The 16,504-nt window shown below is 67.4% G+C and carries 17 protein-coding genes; 9 read left to right on the top strand and 8 right to left on the bottom strand.

Going from position 1 to position 16,504, the window contains the following annotated elements:
- Positions 1-186: 186 nt before the first annotated feature.
- The gene (locus tag ASE70_RS08075; protein WP_056503583.1) at positions 187-846 is read right to left on the bottom strand and encodes an outer membrane protein; all 660 of its coding nucleotides are present in this window, start codon (positions 844-846) and stop codon (positions 187-189) included.
- Positions 847-977: 131 nt separating this feature from the next.
- Between ASE70_RS08075 and ASE70_RS08070 the strand changes: the two genes are divergently transcribed.
- From ASE70_RS08070 to ASE70_RS08055, 4 genes are all read left to right on the top strand, one after another.
- Positions 978-1,643, top strand: coding sequence for a histidine phosphatase family protein (locus ASE70_RS08070; protein ID WP_056503249.1), 666 nt, complete (start codon positions 978-980; stop codon positions 1,641-1,643).
- Positions 1,640-2,083, top strand: a complete 444-nt coding sequence (locus ASE70_RS08065; RefSeq protein WP_056503245.1) for a hypothetical protein — start codon at positions 1,640-1,642, stop codon at positions 2,081-2,083. Before ASE70_RS08070 ends, ASE70_RS08065 begins: the two co-directional genes overlap by 4 nt.
- A 235-nt stretch (positions 2,084-2,318) precedes the next feature.
- Positions 2,319-3,524 carry a 23S rRNA (adenine(2503)-C(2))-methyltransferase RlmN gene (gene rlmN, locus ASE70_RS08060; RefSeq protein ID WP_056503580.1) on the top strand — a complete coding sequence of 402 codons (1,206 nt, stop codon included), beginning with the start codon at positions 2,319-2,321 and terminating at the stop codon, positions 3,522-3,524.
- A 69-nt stretch (positions 3,525-3,593) separates the two neighbouring features.
- Entirely contained in the window at positions 3,594-4,352 is a 759-nt protein-coding gene (locus ASE70_RS08055) for a TSUP family transporter (protein ID WP_056503242.1), read from the top strand.
- Between the two features lie 3 nt (positions 4,353-4,355).
- Here ASE70_RS08055 and ASE70_RS08050 read toward each other — a convergent pair whose 3' ends face one another.
- Positions 4,356-4,961 (bottom strand): flavin reductase family protein, encoded by a 606-nt coding sequence (locus ASE70_RS08050; RefSeq protein ID WP_056503239.1) that lies wholly within the window; start codon positions 4,959-4,961, stop codon positions 4,356-4,358.
- Between the two features lie 78 nt (positions 4,962-5,039).
- Between ASE70_RS08050 and ASE70_RS08045 the strand changes: the two genes are divergently transcribed.
- The gene (locus tag ASE70_RS08045; protein WP_056503236.1) at positions 5,040-5,732 is read left to right on the top strand and encodes a cytochrome b/b6 domain-containing protein; all 693 of its coding nucleotides are present in this window, start codon (positions 5,040-5,042) and stop codon (positions 5,730-5,732) included.
- A complete protein-coding gene (locus ASE70_RS08040; RefSeq protein ID WP_056503232.1) occupies positions 5,729-6,481 on the top strand; it encodes a molybdopterin-dependent oxidoreductase in 753 nt (250 codons plus the stop codon). Before ASE70_RS08045 ends, ASE70_RS08040 begins: the two co-directional genes overlap by 4 nt.
- Here ASE70_RS08040 and ASE70_RS08035 read toward each other — a convergent pair.
- The 5 genes from ASE70_RS08035 to ASE70_RS08015 form a co-directional block, all read right to left on the bottom strand.
- Positions 6,457-7,554 (bottom strand): NAD(P)/FAD-dependent oxidoreductase, encoded by a 1,098-nt coding sequence (locus ASE70_RS08035; protein ID WP_056503228.1) that lies wholly within the window; start codon positions 7,552-7,554, stop codon positions 6,457-6,459. The two genes, ASE70_RS08040 and ASE70_RS08035, sit on opposite strands and share 25 nt — an antisense overlap.
- Complete coding sequence (locus ASE70_RS08030) at positions 7,533-8,219, bottom strand: methyltransferase domain-containing protein (RefSeq protein WP_056503225.1); 687 nt, start codon at positions 8,217-8,219, stop codon at positions 7,533-7,535. Before ASE70_RS08030 ends, ASE70_RS08035 begins: the two co-directional genes overlap by 22 nt.
- Entirely contained in the window at positions 8,216-9,295 is a 1,080-nt protein-coding gene (locus ASE70_RS08025; RefSeq protein WP_056503222.1) for a type III polyketide synthase, read from the bottom strand. Before ASE70_RS08025 ends, ASE70_RS08030 begins: the two co-directional genes overlap by 4 nt.
- 39 nt (positions 9,296-9,334) lie before the next feature.
- Positions 9,335-9,943: a class I SAM-dependent methyltransferase gene (locus ASE70_RS08020; protein ID WP_056395956.1), complete on the bottom strand. Its 609-nt coding sequence runs from the start codon at positions 9,941-9,943 to the stop codon at positions 9,335-9,337.
- Between the two features lie 194 nt (positions 9,944-10,137).
- Positions 10,138-12,426, bottom strand: a complete 2,289-nt coding sequence (locus ASE70_RS08015; protein ID WP_056503218.1) for a CDC48 family AAA ATPase — start codon at positions 12,424-12,426, stop codon at positions 10,138-10,140.
- Positions 12,427-12,703: 277 nt separating this feature from the next.
- On the opposite strand from ASE70_RS08015, the gene ASE70_RS08010 reads away from it, so the two are divergent.
- On the top strand, positions 12,704-13,591 hold the full coding sequence (locus tag ASE70_RS08010; RefSeq protein ID WP_056395950.1) for a LysR substrate-binding domain-containing protein: 888 nt from the start codon (positions 12,704-12,706) through the stop codon (positions 13,589-13,591).
- 377 nt (positions 13,592-13,968) lie between these two features.
- Here the strand turns inward: ASE70_RS08010 and ASE70_RS08005 are convergent, their stop codons facing one another.
- Complete coding sequence (locus ASE70_RS08005; RefSeq protein WP_055998934.1) at positions 13,969-14,430, bottom strand: peptidylprolyl isomerase; 462 nt, start codon at positions 14,428-14,430, stop codon at positions 13,969-13,971.
- 124 nt (positions 14,431-14,554) lie between these two features.
- On the opposite strand from ASE70_RS08005, the gene mgtE reads away from it, so the two are divergent.
- Entirely contained in the window at positions 14,555-15,946 is a 1,392-nt protein-coding gene (gene mgtE / locus ASE70_RS08000; protein WP_056395947.1) for a magnesium transporter, read from the top strand.
- Between the two features lie 31 nt (positions 15,947-15,977).
- Positions 15,978-16,376 (top strand): DUF1489 family protein, encoded by a 399-nt coding sequence (locus ASE70_RS07995; RefSeq protein ID WP_056503215.1) that lies wholly within the window; start codon positions 15,978-15,980, stop codon positions 16,374-16,376.
- Positions 16,377-16,504: the final 128 nt, after the last annotated feature.

Raw genomic sequence — 16,504 nt, 5'->3', positions numbered from 1 at the left:
CCCTCCTCGCGCAACTTGGTTACCGGGATGTAAACGCACACGGTCTGGTCGCTCTCTCGAGCGACTTGCGGTGCCGGCCCGCTCCCCCGCCCCGCCACCCATTCAGGATACTGTCGTGGGTCGCGGGGCGGGGGAGCGAGCCGGCACCGCCTGCGGGAACGCGCATCGGGGCGTTCCCGTCGACGATCAGAACCGGATGCCGACGCCCGCCACGACCTGATGCCGGTCGGTATCGATGTCGAACTGCGACGTGGTGCTGCCATCCACGCGCTGAAAATCGGCGTTGTTGTAGTTCGAATAACGATATTCGAGCTTGGCATAGGCGCGCGACCCGATCGCCTGCTCGACGCCGGCACCCACGCGGTAGCCGTTCAGTTCGAAATTCTCGCGGCTGTCGACGGTGCCGTCGCTGGCCAGCACGTTCAGGCGGGCGTTGGTATAGCCGCCCTTCACATAGGCGAGCGTGGTCGGCGCGACGACCAGACCGGCGCGGGCACCAACATAGAGGTCGCGGCCTGTCGACACGCTGCCGAAGCCGAAGAAGTTCGGGTCGGTGCGCGCGGTTTCGACCTTGCCGGTCGATCCGGTATATTCGCCTTCGACACCGACGAGGAAGTTGCTCAGCGCGAAATCATATCCGGCATCGACGCCATAGAGCAGGCCGTTGACCGTCTGGTTATCGCCGTCGAGGTCGGTATCCTGGGTACTGCCCGGACGGATGCCGTCATAGCCGGCGAGCGCGCCGACGCGGAAACCGGTGAAGGCCGGGTTCACGTCCTGCGCCATGGCGGGTGTAGCGGAAAGGGCGGTGCCGGCAGCGGCAAGACCAAGGATGAGGGTACGCATCGTCAAAACTCCATAAACACCGTCCATATGGACGCCGGGGTTCAATGGACGCATTCGCCGGGCGTTGCATGAACCTCACCTAAACAGCGAAAACCGTTGCATTCGCGCAACACGGGCTTGAAAGCAGGACCATGACGATCCACCCCCACGCCGCCCGCAAGGGACGCGATTTCATCGCCCGCCACGGCGAGACCGTGTACAATATCGCGCAGCGGATGCAGGGCGATCACCCGCACACCCCGCTGACCCGCGCGGGGTTCGCCCAGGCCGATGCGATGGGCGCGGCGCTGCGCGACCTGCTGGGGGTCAAGCCGAAGCTGACGCTATGGGCGTCGAGCGCGGGGCGGGCACTCCAGACGCTGGCGATCATCGCCGAGCATCTCGAACTCGACTGGCATGCGGCACAGCGCGACGACCGGCTGGTCGAAATCGGCATGGGCGACTGGTCGGGGCGCTATTATCGCGAACTGACCGGGCCGGACGCCGACTTCCTCGACGTCGAGGCGCGCCTGTATCGTCGCCCCGCCCCCGGCGGCGAATGGTATGATGCGATCGCGGCGCGGGTGGGCGCGTGGGCCAGCGATACCGACGACGATCCCGGCGACCGGCTGGTCATCATGCACGGCATGTCGAGCCGGGTGCTGCGCGGCGTCCTGACCGGCATACCGGTCGATCCGCGGTTCGCCGCGCCGGTCGCCGACGATCTGCCGCAAGGATCGATCGCGCTGATCGAGGGCGGGCACGAGACGATCGCGCATCGGGGCAGCGGCGGGCCGTCGATGGCGGCACCGGCTTGATTGCGCTGTTGCTGGCGGTGGCGGCACCGCAGGCGATCGGTATTCATCAGCGTTGGGGTGCGTTTCGCGACGACGCGCCGACCCGCTGCTATGCGATCAGCCGACCGGTGCGCGGGCGCAGCGGCACATCCTTCGCCAGCATCGGCAACTGGCCCGGTGCGGGCGCGCGCGGTCAGGTCCATGTCCGGTTGAGCCGTGCGCGCAGCGACAGCGCGCGCGTGGTGCTGGCGATCGGCGAGCGGCGGTTCGAACTGAAGGCCGGGCGGGTCGACGCATGGAGCCCCGACACTGCCACCGACCGCGCGATCGTGGCGGCGATGCGCGGCGGGCGGTCGATGAGTATCGAAAGCGTCGCCGAAAACGGCGCTGCGTTCGTCGACGTCTATGCGCTGGCGGGTGCCGCGACCGCGATCGATGCGGCGGCGCTGGGGTGTTTGTAGGGTAGCCGAGCGCATCCATCGTCATGCCCGCGAAGGCGGGAATCCATTTCCGCCGACGTTCGTGCCGGAGTCGCTGCCGCTGCGTTTATGGATCCCCGCCTGCGCGGGGATGACGGCGTCGGCTGATGCGTGAAAGAGCGATCACGCAGGGACTCCGCCCGCGCGGGGATGACGGTTGGTGGGCGGGTCGTAGCGGCCAGTGGAAATCCTGCCGCAAATCGGCTATATCCCGCCGATGCTGACAGTCTCGTCGCCCCCCATGCCGATTCCCGGCCATGTCGACCCCGTGCCCGTTCCGCGGCCGCTGGCCCCGCGTCCCGATGGGCGGACCGATCTGGTCGGCCTGTCGAAACCGGAAATCCGCGCCGCGCTCGAAGCTGCCGGGTTCGACGCCAAACAGGCGAAGCTGCGTGCCAAGCAGATCTGGCACTGGATCTATAATCGCGGCGCGACCGAATTTTCGGCGATGACCGATATCGCCAAGGCGCAGCACCCGACGCTCGAACGTCACTTCGTCATCGGTCGCCCCGATGTAAAGGAGGCGCAGGTGTCGAACGACGGCACGCGCAAATGGCTGCTGACCTCGCCCGACGGGCAGGATTACGAGATGGTGTTTATCCCCGATGCCGATCGGGGAACGCTGTGCGTGTCGAGCCAGGTCGGCTGTACGCTCAATTGCACCTTCTGCCACACCGGCACGATGCGGCTGGTGCGCAACCTGACCCCGGGCGAGATCGTGGGACAGGTGATGCTGGCGCGCGATGCGTTGGGCGAATGGCCGAGCCAGCCCGAGGGGCGGATGCTCACCAACATCGTGATGATGGGCATGGGCGAACCGCTGTATAATTTCGATGCGGTGCGCGATGCGCTGAGCGTCGTGATGGACGGCGACGGCCTTGCGCTCAGCAAACGGCGGATCACGCTCAGCACGTCGGGCGTCGTCCCGATGATGGCACGCGCGGGTGCCGAGATCGGCGTGAACCTCGCCGTATCGCTGCACGCGGTAACCAAGGAAGTCCGCGACGAGATCGTGCCGCTCAACCGCAAATACGGCATCGAGGAATTGTTGCAGGCGTGCGCCGATTATCCCGGTGCCAACAATGCCCGGCGCATCACGTTCGAATATGTGATGCTGAAGGACAAGAACGACAGCGACGCCGATGCGCGCGAACTGGTGCGGTTGCTGCGCAAGTACCAGCTGCCGGCCAAGGTCAACCTGATCCCGTTCAACCCATGGCCGGGCACCTTCTACGAATGCTCGACGCCGGAACGCATCCGGGCATTCAGCGACATCGTGTTCGAAGGCGGCATCTCCGCGCCCGTACGCCGGACGCGCGGGCAGGATATCGGCGCGGCCTGCGGCCAGTTGAAGACGGCGGCGGAGAAGAAGAGCCGTGCCGAGCGCGACCGCGAGGAAGCGGACGCGCTCGGAGCGGATTGATCGGGCGGGGCGGCGGTCGCCCTGATCGCCCCGCTCGACAACGCCGGCCCGATCGTATCTAGCGCGACGATGCTGGACGTGACCTCCCTTGCCCTTGCCGCCGGTGCCGGTGTGCTCGGCGGCGCGATGAATGCGCTGGCCGGGGGCGGTACCTTTGCGACGATGCCGGCGCTGATCGGGCTGGGCCTGCCCGGATCGATCGCCAACGCGACCTCCAACGTCGCGCTGCAACCCGGCGCGATCGCCAGCGCATGGGCCTATCGCCGGGGTCTAGGGCCGCTCGGCGGGCTGCCGATCCGGTTGCTTGCCAGCATTACCTTCGTCTCCGGGCTGCTCGGCAGCCTGTTGCTGGTGTGGACGCCCAGCAGCCTGTTCGACGTGATCGTGCCATGGCTGTTGCTGGTCGCGTTCCTCGCCATTGCGGTCGGGCGGCGGGCGGCGGACTGGCTGCATGACCGGGTCACGATCGGGCCGGCGACGCTGGTCGTCGCGCAAGTGCTGCTGGGGATCTATGGCGGCTATTTCGGCGGCGGCGTCGGCATGATGGTCACCGCGACCTATGGCCTGCTGGCCGGGCAGAGCGTCCAGTCGATGGCCGCGCCGCGCACGCTGATGCTGGCCACCGCCAACAGCGCGGCGGCGATCGTGTTCGTCGCCTGCGGGATGGTCATGTGGGCGGCCTGCATTCCGATGATCCTCGGCGGCATCCTCGGCGGATGGCTGGGCGCGAAGCTGGGCGCGCGGCTGACGCCGGGGCAGATCCGGGCGTGGACGCTGCTGGTGACGTTCAGCGTGACGGTAGTCTTCTTCGTCCGCGCCTATCGCTGAACCTCAGCGCGGCCGGCGCATGTCGAAGCGTTCGCCGGGTTCGAAATAATCCCCCGCCCCGCCGCCGCGCAGGATCGGATGCGCGCGTTCGGTGCGGTAGATGCCGTCCTCCAGCAGCGCCGGGTCGATATGGACCTGCACCACTTCGCCGAGCACCAGCCACGTATCGATCTCATCGCCCGCATGATCGGTCAGGCGGACGATCTGCGTCTTGCGGCATTCGAACTGGACCGGCGATCCGGCGACGCGCGGCGGGGCGACGGTCAGCGACGGCACGGTGTCGAGGCCGGCGAGCGTGAATTCGTCGGCTTCGGTCATTGCCGACGTCGCGTTCATCGCCTCCGCCTGCGCCCGCGTCGCGAGGTTCCAGACAAACTCACCGGTCGCGCGGACATTGGCGAGCGTGTCCTTGGCCCCGGTCGATGCGAAGCCGATGATCGGCGGATGATAGTTGAAGGCGTTGAAGAAACTGTAGGGGGCGAGATTGCGTTTTCCCTGCTCCGACACGCTGGCGATCCAGCCGATCGGGCGCGGCGCGACGATCGCGTTGAACGGATCATGGGGCAGGCGATGGCCGTCGGCCGGCGCATAGGAATGGAAATCGGTCATGCCCGTCCCCAACGCACGATGCGCACCATCGACGCAAGCGTGCTTCGCATCGGCGGCGATCGGGCCTAGGGTCGGGTCATGACGGCGCAGAACATCTATCGCCACCGGCTGGCCACACGGCTGTGGCATTGGGTCAATGCGGTGGCGGTCATCATCCTGATCGGCAGCGGGCTGATGATCCTGAACGCGCATCCCCGGCTTTATTGGGGACGCTATGGCGCGAACTTCGATGCCGCCTGGCTGACCTTCGACCGGTTTCCGGGGTGGGTCACGATTCCGCAGACCTATAATCTGGCGCTGGCGCGTAACTGGCATCTGACCTTTGCGCTGGTGCTGGGCTTCGGGTTGCTGGCCTATATGATCGTCAGCCTGATCAACCGCCATTTCCAGCGCGACCTGGCGATCCGGCGGGGCGAATTGTCGCGGCGGCATGTGGCTGCCGATATCCGCGCGCATCTGGCGTTCCGCTTCCATGATCCGGAAGCGCCGGGTGACTATAACGTGCTCCAGAAACTCAGCTATGTGCTGGTGATCTTCGGCCTGTTGCCGCTCGCGATCCTGACCGGGATCGCGATGTCGCCGGGGCTGAACGCGGCGTTTCCGTGGGTGTTGGACCTGCTCGGCGGGCGACAGTCGGCGCGGTCGGTCCATTTCCTTGCGGCCAGCGGCATCACCCTGTTCGTCATCGTCCATCTGGTGCTGGTGATCCTGGCCGGAGCGGTGAACGAGGTGCGGTCGATGGTCACCGGTCGCTGGCGGGTGCCCGAATGAGCCGGATCTTGTCGCGGCGATCCGCGCTGGTGGTCGGTGCCGGCGGGCTGGTGGCGGCGTGCGACCGGGTGGCGCAGCTACCCGCCGCCCAGACACTGCTCGGCGGAGCGGAGGTCGCGCATCGCGGGCTGCAACGCGCGATCACCGCGCGTGACGCGCTGGCGGTCGAATATCGGCCGGATCAGCGGTCGCCGGTGTTTCGCGCCAATGGCACCAACAATCCCAACACGCCCGACTATAACGCCCATGCCGCGAACCGCTTCGCCGATTGGCGGGTGACGGTCGACGGGCTGGTCGCGCGGCCGCTGTCGCTCCGCCTCGACCAGATCCGGTCGATGCCGTCGCGCCAGCAGATCACGCGCCATGATTGTGTCGAGGGGTGGAGCGCGATCGGCAAATGGACCGGGCCGCGGCTGTCGCGCATTCTCGACCTCGCGGGGCTGCGGCCCGATGCCCGCTATCTGGTGTTTCACTGCGCCGATGCGATCGGCGGGCGACGCTATTACGAATCGATCGACCTGATCGACGCGTTTCACCCACAGACGATCCTGGCTTGGGCGCTCAACGACCGGCTGCTGGGGGTGCCGAACGGCGCGCCGCTCCGGCTGCGGGTCGAGCGGCAACTGGGCTATAAACACGCCAAATATGTCGAGCGGATCGAGGCGGTCGCCGCGCTGAACCCGATTGCGGGTGGCAAGGGCGGGTTCTGGGAGGATGTCGCCGGTTACGACTGGTATGCCGGCATCTGATCGACGCGGGTCCATGCCGCCGCCCGGCCGACCAGCCATGGCACCCGCCCTCCGGCCAGTAACAGCGTGCTGCCCCGCCGGTCCTCGGCCAGCGTCCTGAGCAGCCCCGCCAGCAGGATCGGACGGCGCAGCGCACGGGCCAGATCGTGCTGATAGCCGATCGCCCCCGCCGCGCCCTGACGCTGCCACGCCGCCACCGCGCGGATCGCGCTGGCGATAGCGATCCCCATGCCTTCGCCGGCGAGCGAGGGGATCACTCCCGCCTGATCGCCCAGCCGATAGACGCCCGTTTCGGTCGCGCGCGCGCGCCAGCCATAGGGGACGTTGGCGATGGCATCGATCGTCGGAGTTTCGCCGATATAGGCCAGCCGTTCGCCGAGCGCCGGACATTCGACCGCCAGCACCCGCAGCAACGCCGGCAGATCGCCCGCCGCGCGCAGCCGCGACCGGCGCAGCGCCATGCACAGATTGGCGCTGCCATCCTCCTGCGCGACCAGCCCGCCATAGCCGCCGGCAAAGGCGTGCAGTTCGATCGCATCGCCGACCAGCCGGGTCAGCGCCGGATGCGGTCCCAGCCGGACCCGCACCCCCATCGCCGGATCGGCACCGGGATCGGCATCGCGCATCGCCCCGCGCAGGTCATGCTTGCCGGTGGCGAGGAACAGCGTCTCGCCGACGACCGTGGCACCATCGCCGGTGTGCAGCGTGCGTCCCTCCGCCGACCGGATCGTCACGCCACGCTCGACGCCCGCCCCCGCCGCCTGCGCCGCTTCGAGCAGGAACGCATCGAGCCGTCGCCGCGACAGGCCGATCGCGGGTGCCGGCAAGGGGGATTCGGACCGGCGACCGCCCGCGAACAGCACCACCCGCCGCACGACATGGCCGTCCGGTTCGACCCCGATCTGGCGGAGCGACGCCAGCGTCCGCCACGACAGGAAGCCGCCGCACAGCGCGTCGGGCGTGCCGCGCGACCGCTCCAGCAGGACCGGTGCCGCGCCATGCCGCGCCAGCAGCAGCGCCGCGACCGCGCCGGCCGGGCCGCCGCCCGCGATCAGCGCCGACGTTCGACGCATAGCCGGAACGGAAAATACCGCCGCACCTGCGCGTCCGCAATCCCTGCTTCGGCAAGGATCGGCGACCATTCGGCCGGTCGATAGGAACGCGCGATCGACAGCGTCCCGTCGGCACGCACGATCGGGTGCCAGCGCATCAGCGTCGCCAGCAACGGATAGCCGCGATGGGCGAACCGATGGCGGTGCAGGTCGTTGACGAACCAGCCGCGCGTCGCCTGTGCCTCCATGAACCGCAAGAACACGACGAGCTGGTCATGGGTCATGTGATGCGCGACGAGGCTGGAGACGATCACGTCCCAGCCCTGCCCCGCCAGACCGGCATAATCGCCGGTGCGATAGGTTATGGCCAGATCGGCAGGCGTATCGGCGCGGGCGATGGTTTCGCTGCGCGGGTTCAGGTCGATGCCGACCAGTTCCGCCTCGACGCCCCGTGCCGCCGCCCAGCGGGCAATGCGGCGCAGCATGTCGCCATCGCCATAGCCGACATCGAGCAGTTTCAGCCGATCACCGCGCTTGGCGATGACCGATAGGAAGGCGAGCGTCGGTCGCGCCGCCATCGTCACCCGGTTGACCCGCGCCAGATCGCGCAGCACCGCGGCATAGACGGCGGGGTCAAGCGCGGGATCGTCCATCGCCTCCTCGGCATCGACGCGCGCAAAGCTCATGCCGCGCTCCGGAAGCCGAACCCTTCGGCGGCAAGGCCGGGACCGAAGGCCAGCGCGATGCCACTCGACACCGGCGGTCCGGCCAGCAGTTCCGCCAGCACGAACATCAGCGTCGCCGACGACATGTTGCCGTTCGCGGCCAGCACCCCGCGCGACGCGTCCAGCGCATCGGGCGACAGCGACAGGCTGCGTTCGACGGCGTCGAGGATCGACCGCCCGCCGGCATGGACCGCCCAGCCGTCGACGTCGCTGAGCGACCGCCCACCGGTCGCCGCCGCCGCAAACCCCGGATCGGTGAGCGCGGCAGCGATGCGGCCGGGCACCTCACCCGACAGATGCATCGCGAAACCGGCATCGGTGATGTCCCAGCGGATCAGGTCGGCCGAATCGGGCAGGGCGGCGGCGAACGGCGTTTCGATCGCGAGGCCACTCGGATCGCGGGTGACCAACGCCGCCGCCGCACCGTCGCCGAATTGCAGCATCGCCAGCAACGGTTCGAGGGTGACGGCCGGTTGCAGGTGCAGCGTCGACAGTTCGACCGTCAGTACCAGCACCCGCGCATCGGGTTCGGACCGGACGATATGGCGGGCGCTGCGCAATGCGGCGACGGCGGCGTAACAGCCCATGAACCCGATCAGCAACCGTTCGGTGGTGGACGGCAGGCCGAGCCGCGCGGCGACGATCTGATCGATGCCTGGCGCGACGAAACCGGTGCAGCTCGCCACGACCAGATGGGTGACATCGCCGAGCGGGGTGCGGGCCGAAAGGCGGTCGATCGCCGACAGCGCCAGCGCCGGGGCGGCTTCGGCATAGATGCGCATCCGGGCGGCGGTGCCCGGCATCGCATCGGCATAGAAGCCACCGGCCGCGACCGGCGATCCGCCATCGCTGCCGACCGGCAGCACCGACCAGCGACGTCCGATGCCGGCCCGCTCGACCATCCGGTCGAACAGCCGCGCCTCGCGCGGCGACAGTCGCTCGCGTGCCCAGTCGATAAACGCGTGATGGATATCGTGGTCGGGCGTCGCGGTGGCGATCGCGTTGATCCAGGCGACGGGCGCGGCGGTCGAAGTCATTGCGGCGTCAACGCACCGGAGCCGCGAATGGCTACGACGTCAGTCCTTCCACGCCCACCACAATTGGGCGGGCGGCATGTTCCACCATTCCATGTCGTGATCGATCCGCGCGAATTGGCGGTCGAGAAAGTCACGGACGCGCGGATTGAACTGATAGACGAGGAACGCGCCGCCCGGCCGCAGCACCGCCTGCGTCGCCGCGGCGATGTCGTCACCGACTCCGGCGGGCAACGTCGAGAATGGCAGGCCGGACAGCACGTAATCGGCATGGGGCTGCCCATGATCGGCGACGATCCGTTCGACGTCCGCCGCCGACCCATGGACCGCCGAGAACCGCGAATCGAGGATCGTCGCGTTGAGGTAGTCGATGAAATCGGGGTTGGTATCGATGACGATCAACTGCGCATCGGGAGCGAGGCGTTGCAGGATCGGGCGGCAGAAGGTGCCGACGCCGGGGCCATATTCGACCACCACCTTGGCCGTGGCCCAGTCGATCGGGCCGAGCATCTTGCGGATCAGGCGGTTCGACGACGGGATGACCGACCCGACCATGACCGGATGCTTCACGAACCCACGCAGGAAAATGCCGGCCGGCGATGGTACGCCGCGCGGCTTCCGTCGGGTCGCGGCGTTGGAACTCGTCGTCATGGAAATCCTCGAACGGATGGCCGGGCGGCCATGGTCTTCGCGTCGTCGCAAAAGCGAAACCAACTTGCAAGCATATCGGTTGCGCGGTCCGTCGCAGGTACGCGCCCCGCCTCATTCCGGTACGATCGCGATGACGGGTCCGGACGGGTCGTCGCGTCACTCCGAACCGGCTCCGGCGTGACGCGCGGCGGGGGCTATCCCTTCGGACCGCGCCCCTCGACCATGCCCGGCGCGATGAAGCCCAGCGGCTGGATGGACAGCGCATCCTGCTTCAGCCGCGACGACATGGCGCGATATTCCTCCTCCATCTCCGGCGTCACCGATGCGCGCGACTCCCCAAGTGCGGATTCGAAATGCGCCATCGTCACCGCGCGCGTATCCAGCGATTCCCGCAGCGCGAACAGGCCGGCACGGCGGACCACATCCTCCAGATCGGCACCGGTGAACCGGTCGGTCCGGCCGGCGACCACATCCAGATCGACATCGTCGGCCAGCGGCATCTTCTGCGTCTGGATGCCGAGAATGCGCGCGCGCCCTGCCCGGTCGGGCACGCCGACATAAATCAGTTCGTCGAAGCGGCCGGGACGCAGCAATGCGGGATCGACCATGTTCGGCCGGTTGGTCGCGCCGATTACCACCACGGATTGCAGTTCCTCCAGCCCGTCCATCTCCGCGAGGATCGTGTTCACGACCCGCTCGGTCACCTGCGGTTCGCCAAGGCCACCGCCACGCGCGGGCACCAGCGAATCGAGTTCGTCGATGAAGATGACCGTCGGCGCGACCTGCCGCGCGCGGGCGAACAGGCGGGCAATCTGCTGCTCGCTCTCGCCATACCATTTCGACAGCAGGTCGCTCGATTTGGTGGCGATGAAATTCGCCTCCGCCTCGCGCGCGACCGCTTTCGCCAACAGCGTCTTGCCGGTGCCGGGCGGGCCATAGAGCAAAAAGCCCTTGGCCGGCCGGATGCCGAGCCGGCGGAAGGATTCCGGCGACTTGAGCGGCAGTTCGACGCCTTCTTTCAGCTTCATCTGCGCATCGTCGAGACCGCCGACATCGTCCCAGCGGACGGTCGGGGCCTGCACCATCACCTCGCGCATGGCGCTTGGCTGCACCCGCTTCAGCGCCTCGACGAAATCGTCGCGGGTGACCGACAGGCTGTCGAGCACGTCCTGCGGGATCGTGCCCGCCGACAGGTCGATGCGCGGCATGATCCGCCGCACCGAATCGATGGCCGCCTCGCGGGTCAGCGCCGCCAGATCGGCACCGACGAAACCATAGGTGGTGCGCGACAGCTCGCCGAGGTCGACATGCTCGTCGAGCGGCATACCGCGGGTGTGGATGCCCAGAATCTCGCGCCGTCCGCGTTCGTCGGGCACCCCGACCACGATCTCGCGGTCGAACCGGCCCGGCCGGCGCAGTGCTTCGTCGATCGCCTCGGGCCGATTGGTCGCGGCGATGACGACGATGTTGGCACGCGATTCGAGCCCGTCCATCAGCGTCAGCAACTGCGCGACCAGCCGCTTTTCGGCCTCGCCCGACACCTGCCCGCGTTTCGGCGCGATCGAATCGATCTCGTCGATGAACACGATCGACGGCGATGCCTTCGTCGCCTCCTCGAACACTTCGCGCAGCCGCTTTTCCGACTCGCCATAGGCCGACCCCATGATTTCGGGACCGTTGATCAGGAAGAATTCGGCATCGGACTCATTGGCGACGGCGCGTGCCAGCCGCGTCTTGCCGGTGCCGGGCGGCCCGTGCAGCAACACGCCCTTGGGCGGATCGACGCCAAGCCGCTGGAAGAGTTCGGGATAGCGCAGCGGCAATTCGACCATCTCGCGCAACTGGTCGATCGTCTGTCCCATGCCGCCGATATCGTCATAGGTGACGTCGGCCCGGCGCGTCTCGCGCGGCGTCTCATATTCCGAGCGGAGTTCGATCTCGGTCGATTCGTCGATATGGACCACGCCCTTGGGCGTCGCCGAGACGACGAGGAGGCGGATTTCCTGCAACGAAAAGGCGGGGGCGTTCACATAGCGGCGGACATTGGGCGACAGATTGTCGACGCGCTGATGGCCGGTGGTGGCGACGATATCGCCCTGACACAGCGGCCGCCCGAAAAAGGTGCGCTTGAGCGCGTTCGACGACCCCTGCAGCCGCAAATTTTGCTGTGCGGGTGCGAAGACGACGCGGGTGGCCGGGCGCGATTCGGCTTTGCGGACCTCGACCTGATCGCCCGACCCGACGCCGGCATTGGCGCGCTGCAACCCGTCGATGCGGACGATGTCGAGGCCTTCATCCTCGGGATAGGGGGCGATGGCGCGCGCGGGCGTCGTCTTCTTGCCGACGATCTCGACCACGTCGCCTTCGTTGATGCCGAGCAGGGCCATGACCGAGCGGGGCAAATGGGCGATGCCGCGTCCGCTATCCTCTGGCCGGGCATTCGCCACCTGCAACCGCCGCCCGCCTGTTTCGCTGTCCGCCATCTATTCCCGCCATGCTCAACGCAATTGAACGGCGGATATGGGCGGTGCGCCGCCGGCAACAAGACGAAAAAAAAGGCCGGTCGCAAAGGACCGGCCGGAAAGTTTTTAGGAGAGGATGCCTGAAAGGCCTGCTCTAATTGCGGCGCAGCGTATTTTTGTGCAAGTGCGAACGAAGCAATCGATATTGCAGATTCTGCAACACGTCACCGGTCGGCAGTTGCCATACGGGCGATCGGGGTGCAGCCTGTATCGCACCGCAACGAAGTTAGGGTATCGGATGCGTCGCCTTCCGCCATTGACCGCCATCGAAGCATTCGTGCACGTCGCACGCCTCGGCTCGGTCAAACTTGCCGCCGACGAACTGGCGCTGTCGTCGCCCGCGCTCAGCCGCCGGGTGCAGGCACTCGAACGCTTCATCGGCAAACCTCTGTTCGAACGACGGCATCAGGCATTGCGCCTGAACGACGATGGCGAACGGTTGCTGACGCTGTTGTCGGGCGCGCTCGACACCCTGTCCGATGCGGTCGAACAAATGTCGGGCGCGGTCACCGTGCTGCGCCTGCGGCTGGGCGTGCTGCCGCTGTTCGCGATCCAGCGGCTGATGCCGCGCATGGGCGACCTGCACGACCAGCATCCCGAACTGCATCTCGATTTCGACACCGCGCATCATGGGTTGGGACGGCTGGGCGAAGGGATCGACGTCGCGATCGTGCTCGACCATGCGATCGACCCGGCGCTCTATGCCCGGCGGCTCGATCGGAACCGTGTCTATGCCATTGCCGGACGGGCGTTGATCGACCGGTCGCCGATCACCGATCCCGCGCAACTGGCGCAGCATACCGCATTGATCCACCGCGACATGCCCGACACCTTTTCCGACTGGATGCACGCCGCGGGCCTGCCCGATCTCGAGCCCGCCGCGATCGACCGGTTCGATTCGGGCACATTGATGCTGGAGGCGGCGGCGCAGGGGCTTGGCGTCGCCTTCATGCTCGAATCGCATTTCGAAACGGCGCGCGACGACCGGCTGGTGCCGCTGTTCGATCGGGCGGTCGATTCGACCTATAGCCACTGGTTCGTGTGCCGCCCGCGCATGTTGCAGCAGCGACCGGTGAAGCTGTTCCACGACTGGCTGGTGCAGGCGCTGGGCGCGCCGGCGGAGTAGGGTCGGGAGCGCCTTCGCCGCCCCCCCGTCATTCCGGCGAAGGCCGGAATCCATTGTGTCGGACGCTATCGAACGATCGCTGCCGTCCCCCCCGTCCGTGGATTCCGGCCTGCGCCGGAATGACGGATGGAGGTTGCCTCCCCCGTCGTCACCCCCGCGAAGGCGGGGGTCCATACACGCCGACCTCGGCGATCGAACCGGACCGTCAGCGGCAATGGATTCCCGCCTACGCGGGAATGACGAAGGGATTTACAGCAAAGGCGTCATTCCGGCGGAGGCCGGAATCCATTGTGTCGGGCGCTATCGAACGATCGCTGCCGTTCCCCCATCCGTGGATTCCGGCCTGCGCCGGAATGACGGACGGGGGAGCAAACCGCTTACGCTTCGCTACGTGCGGTCACGATCTTGCCGGGGTTGCGGGGCGGTTCGCCCTTGGGCAGCGCGTCGACGGCGTCCATGCCGCTCTCGACCACGCCCCACACCGTGTACTGACGGTCGAGGAAGGTCGCATCGTCGAGGCAGATGAAAAACTGGCTGTTGGCCGAGTTCGGGTCCTGCGTCCGCGCCATCGAACACACGCCGCGCACATGCGGTTCGGCGTTGAATTCCTGCTTGAGGTTCGGTTCCTTCGACCCGCCGGTGCCGTCGCCGCGACCGCCGTCGCCGCCCTGCGCCATGAAGCCGTCGATCACGCGGTGGAACACCACGCCGTCGTAAAAGCCCGAATCGGCAAGCTTGACGATGCGTTCGACGTGGTTGGGCGCCAGATCGGGGCGCAGCTTGATCCGTACTTCGCCCGTGTCGAGCGTCATCACGAGCGTGCTGGGGGTATCGGCCATTGAAAGCTCCTTGAAAGTCGCGCCTAGCTAGGGTGCCGGAACGGCACTGGCAACCGCACAGGGTTTGCACGGCGGTGCAGCATGGCTACAGCGGCCGGACGCACGTGGCAGGAGGGTTGCACCCATGACCGAACTCGACCTTCCCGAAACGACCAGCGAACTGGACGAGGACGACCGGCTGAAGCCCGAATTCGTCCGCGCCGTTTGCGAAGCGGTCGATCGCGGCGACGACGAGGCGGCGCGCGAGCTGGTCGAGCCGCTCCACCCTGCCGATCTCGCCGATCTGTTCGAACTGGTGCCGGGCGAACAGCGCGCGGCACTGGCGGCGGCGATCGCCGAGCGGCTGAACGGCGACGTGCTCGCCGAGATGAACGACTGGGTGCGCGATGCGGTCATCGACGCGCTGACCGCGACGCAGGTCGCCGATCTCGCCGCACAGCTCGACACCGACGACGCGGTCGCGATCATCGAGGATCTCGACGATGCCGATCAGCGCGCGGTGCTGCGCGCGCTCGACCCCGACGATCGCGCGGCAATCGAGGAGGCACTGTCCTACCCGGAGGAATCCGCCGGCCGGTTGATGCAGCGCGAACTGGTCGCGGTGCCCGAGCATTGGAGCGTCGGCGACGCGCTCGACTATCTGCGTGCCGACGAGGTGCTGACCACCGATTTCTGGGAAATCTTTGTGGTCGATCCGGCGCACAAGCCGATCGGCACCTGTCAGTTGTCGTGGATTCTGCGGACGCCGCGCGACGTCGCGATCGGCGACGTGATGGCGCGCGAACAGACGCTGATCCCGGTCGACATGGATCAGGAAGAAGTCGCGCTCCGTTTCCAGAAATACGCGCTGATCTCCGCGGCGGTGGTCGATGGCAGCGGGCGGCTGGTCGGCATGATTACCGTCGACGACGTCGTCCACATCATCCAGGCCGAGGCGGGCGAGGACGCGCTGCTGCTGTCGGGCGCGGGCGAAGGCGACATCAACGAACCGATCCGCGATTCGTACAAGGCGCGCGTGCGCTGGCTGATTACCAATCTGATCACCGCGCTGTTGCCCGCGACGATCATCGGCGCATTCGGGGCGACGATCGACCGGATGGTGACGCTGGCGGCGCTGATGCCGATCGTCGCGGGTCTGGGCGGCAATGCGGGGACGCAGACCATGGCGGTCACCGTCCGCGCGCTGGCCACCAATCAGCTGACCCAGTCGAACACGCTGCGCGCGATCCGGCGCGAGATGGTGATCGCGCTGATGAACGGCCTGACCGTCGCCGCGCTGATCGGCACCGGCGTGACGCTATGGTTCGGCAACCCGCAACTGGGGGCGGTGATCGGCACGGCGATGCTGCTGAACGTCGTCATCGCCGGCTTTGCCGGGGTGTTCGTGCCGCTGACGCTCGACCGGTTCAATGCCGATCCGGCGGTCGCGTCGTCGATCTTCGTGACGATGACCACCGATTCGATGGGGTTTCTGGTGTTTCTCGGCCTTGCGACGGTCAGCGGACTGACAGCTTGAGGCACGCGACTGCGCTTCCCATGTGGGTCGCGTGCCGCTGCATCTCACCAAAGTCGCGTTCGCCATCGAATCGGTCGAACAACTCGCCGAACGGCTGGCCGCGCGCCATGCCGAGGGCGGGGCGCTGACCACCCGCTATCTGCCGAAACGCGCCGCCGAGATCGAGGGCGGGTCGCTGTTCTGGATCCTGAAGCACCGGCTGGTCGCGCGCTCGCCGATCCTCGGCTTCGGCGAGGCCGAGGGTGGCCGCGTTGCGATCCATCTGGGGCCGAAACTGGTGCTGGTCGAGGCGCGACCCAAGCGGGCGCATCAGGGGTGGCGCTATCTGGAGGAGGCCGACGCGCCCGCCGATCTGGGTGGCGAGGGCACGGGCGCGGACGCGTTGCCGCCGCGTCTCGTCGGGGAGTTGATGGCGCTGGGGTTGCTGTAAGAAGAGTGGTTCGCGCGGAGGCGCGGAGGCGCGGAGGAGGTTGCGGCTTCCCGCGGTTCCGCGTCAGCGGAACCTTCCATTTCATGGCAGCGATCGAGAGGATTGATCGCTGCGCGATCCAGTTGCAG

This window comes from Sphingomonas sp. Leaf22 (genome assembly GCF_001421715.1).
Lineage (GTDB): Bacteria > Pseudomonadota > Alphaproteobacteria > Sphingomonadales > Sphingomonadaceae > Sphingomonas.
Note: the sequence above shows the minus strand (reverse complement) of the source record. Positions and strands in the feature narration are given on the sequence as shown.

Bases quoted from the DNA above. Each gene is read 5' to 3' on its own strand.
- ASE70_RS08075 (WP_056503583.1), bottom strand. From the start codon at position 846: ATGCGTACCCTCATCCTTGGTCTTGCCGCTGCCGGCACCGCCCTTTCC.
- ASE70_RS08070 (WP_056503249.1), top strand. From the start codon at position 978: ATGACGATCCACCCCCACGCCGCCCGCAAGGGACGCGATTTCATCGCC.
- rlmN (WP_056503580.1), top strand. From the start codon at position 2,319: ATGCTGACAGTCTCGTCGCCCCCCATGCCGATTCCCGGCCATGTCGAC.
- ASE70_RS08055 (WP_056503242.1), top strand. From the start codon at position 3,594: ATGCTGGACGTGACCTCCCTTGCCCTTGCCGCCGGTGCCGGTGTGCTC.
- ASE70_RS08050 (WP_056503239.1), bottom strand. From the start codon at position 4,961: ATGACCGATTTCCATTCCTATGCGCCGGCCGACGGCCATCGCCTGCCC.
- ASE70_RS08045 (WP_056503236.1), top strand. From the start codon at position 5,040: ATGACGGCGCAGAACATCTATCGCCACCGGCTGGCCACACGGCTGTGG.
- ASE70_RS08040 (WP_056503232.1), top strand. From the start codon at position 5,729: ATGAGCCGGATCTTGTCGCGGCGATCCGCGCTGGTGGTCGGTGCCGGC.
- ASE70_RS08035 (WP_056503228.1), bottom strand. From the start codon at position 7,554: ATGCGTCGAACGTCGGCGCTGATCGCGGGCGGCGGCCCGGCCGGCGCG.
- ASE70_RS08030 (WP_056503225.1), bottom strand. From the start codon at position 8,219: ATGAGCTTTGCGCGCGTCGATGCCGAGGAGGCGATGGACGATCCCGCG.
- ASE70_RS08025 (WP_056503222.1), bottom strand. From the start codon at position 9,295: ATGACTTCGACCGCCGCGCCCGTCGCCTGGATCAACGCGATCGCCACC.
- ASE70_RS08020 (WP_056395956.1), bottom strand. From the start codon at position 9,943: ATGACGACGAGTTCCAACGCCGCGACCCGACGGAAGCCGCGCGGCGTA.
- ASE70_RS08015 (WP_056503218.1), bottom strand. From the start codon at position 12,426: ATGGCGGACAGCGAAACAGGCGGGCGGCGGTTGCAGGTGGCGAATGCC.
- ASE70_RS08010 (WP_056395950.1), top strand. From the start codon at position 12,704: ATGCGTCGCCTTCCGCCATTGACCGCCATCGAAGCATTCGTGCACGTC.
- ASE70_RS08005 (WP_055998934.1), bottom strand. From the start codon at position 14,430: ATGGCCGATACCCCCAGCACGCTCGTGATGACGCTCGACACGGGCGAA.
- mgtE (WP_056395947.1), top strand. From the start codon at position 14,555: ATGACCGAACTCGACCTTCCCGAAACGACCAGCGAACTGGACGAGGAC.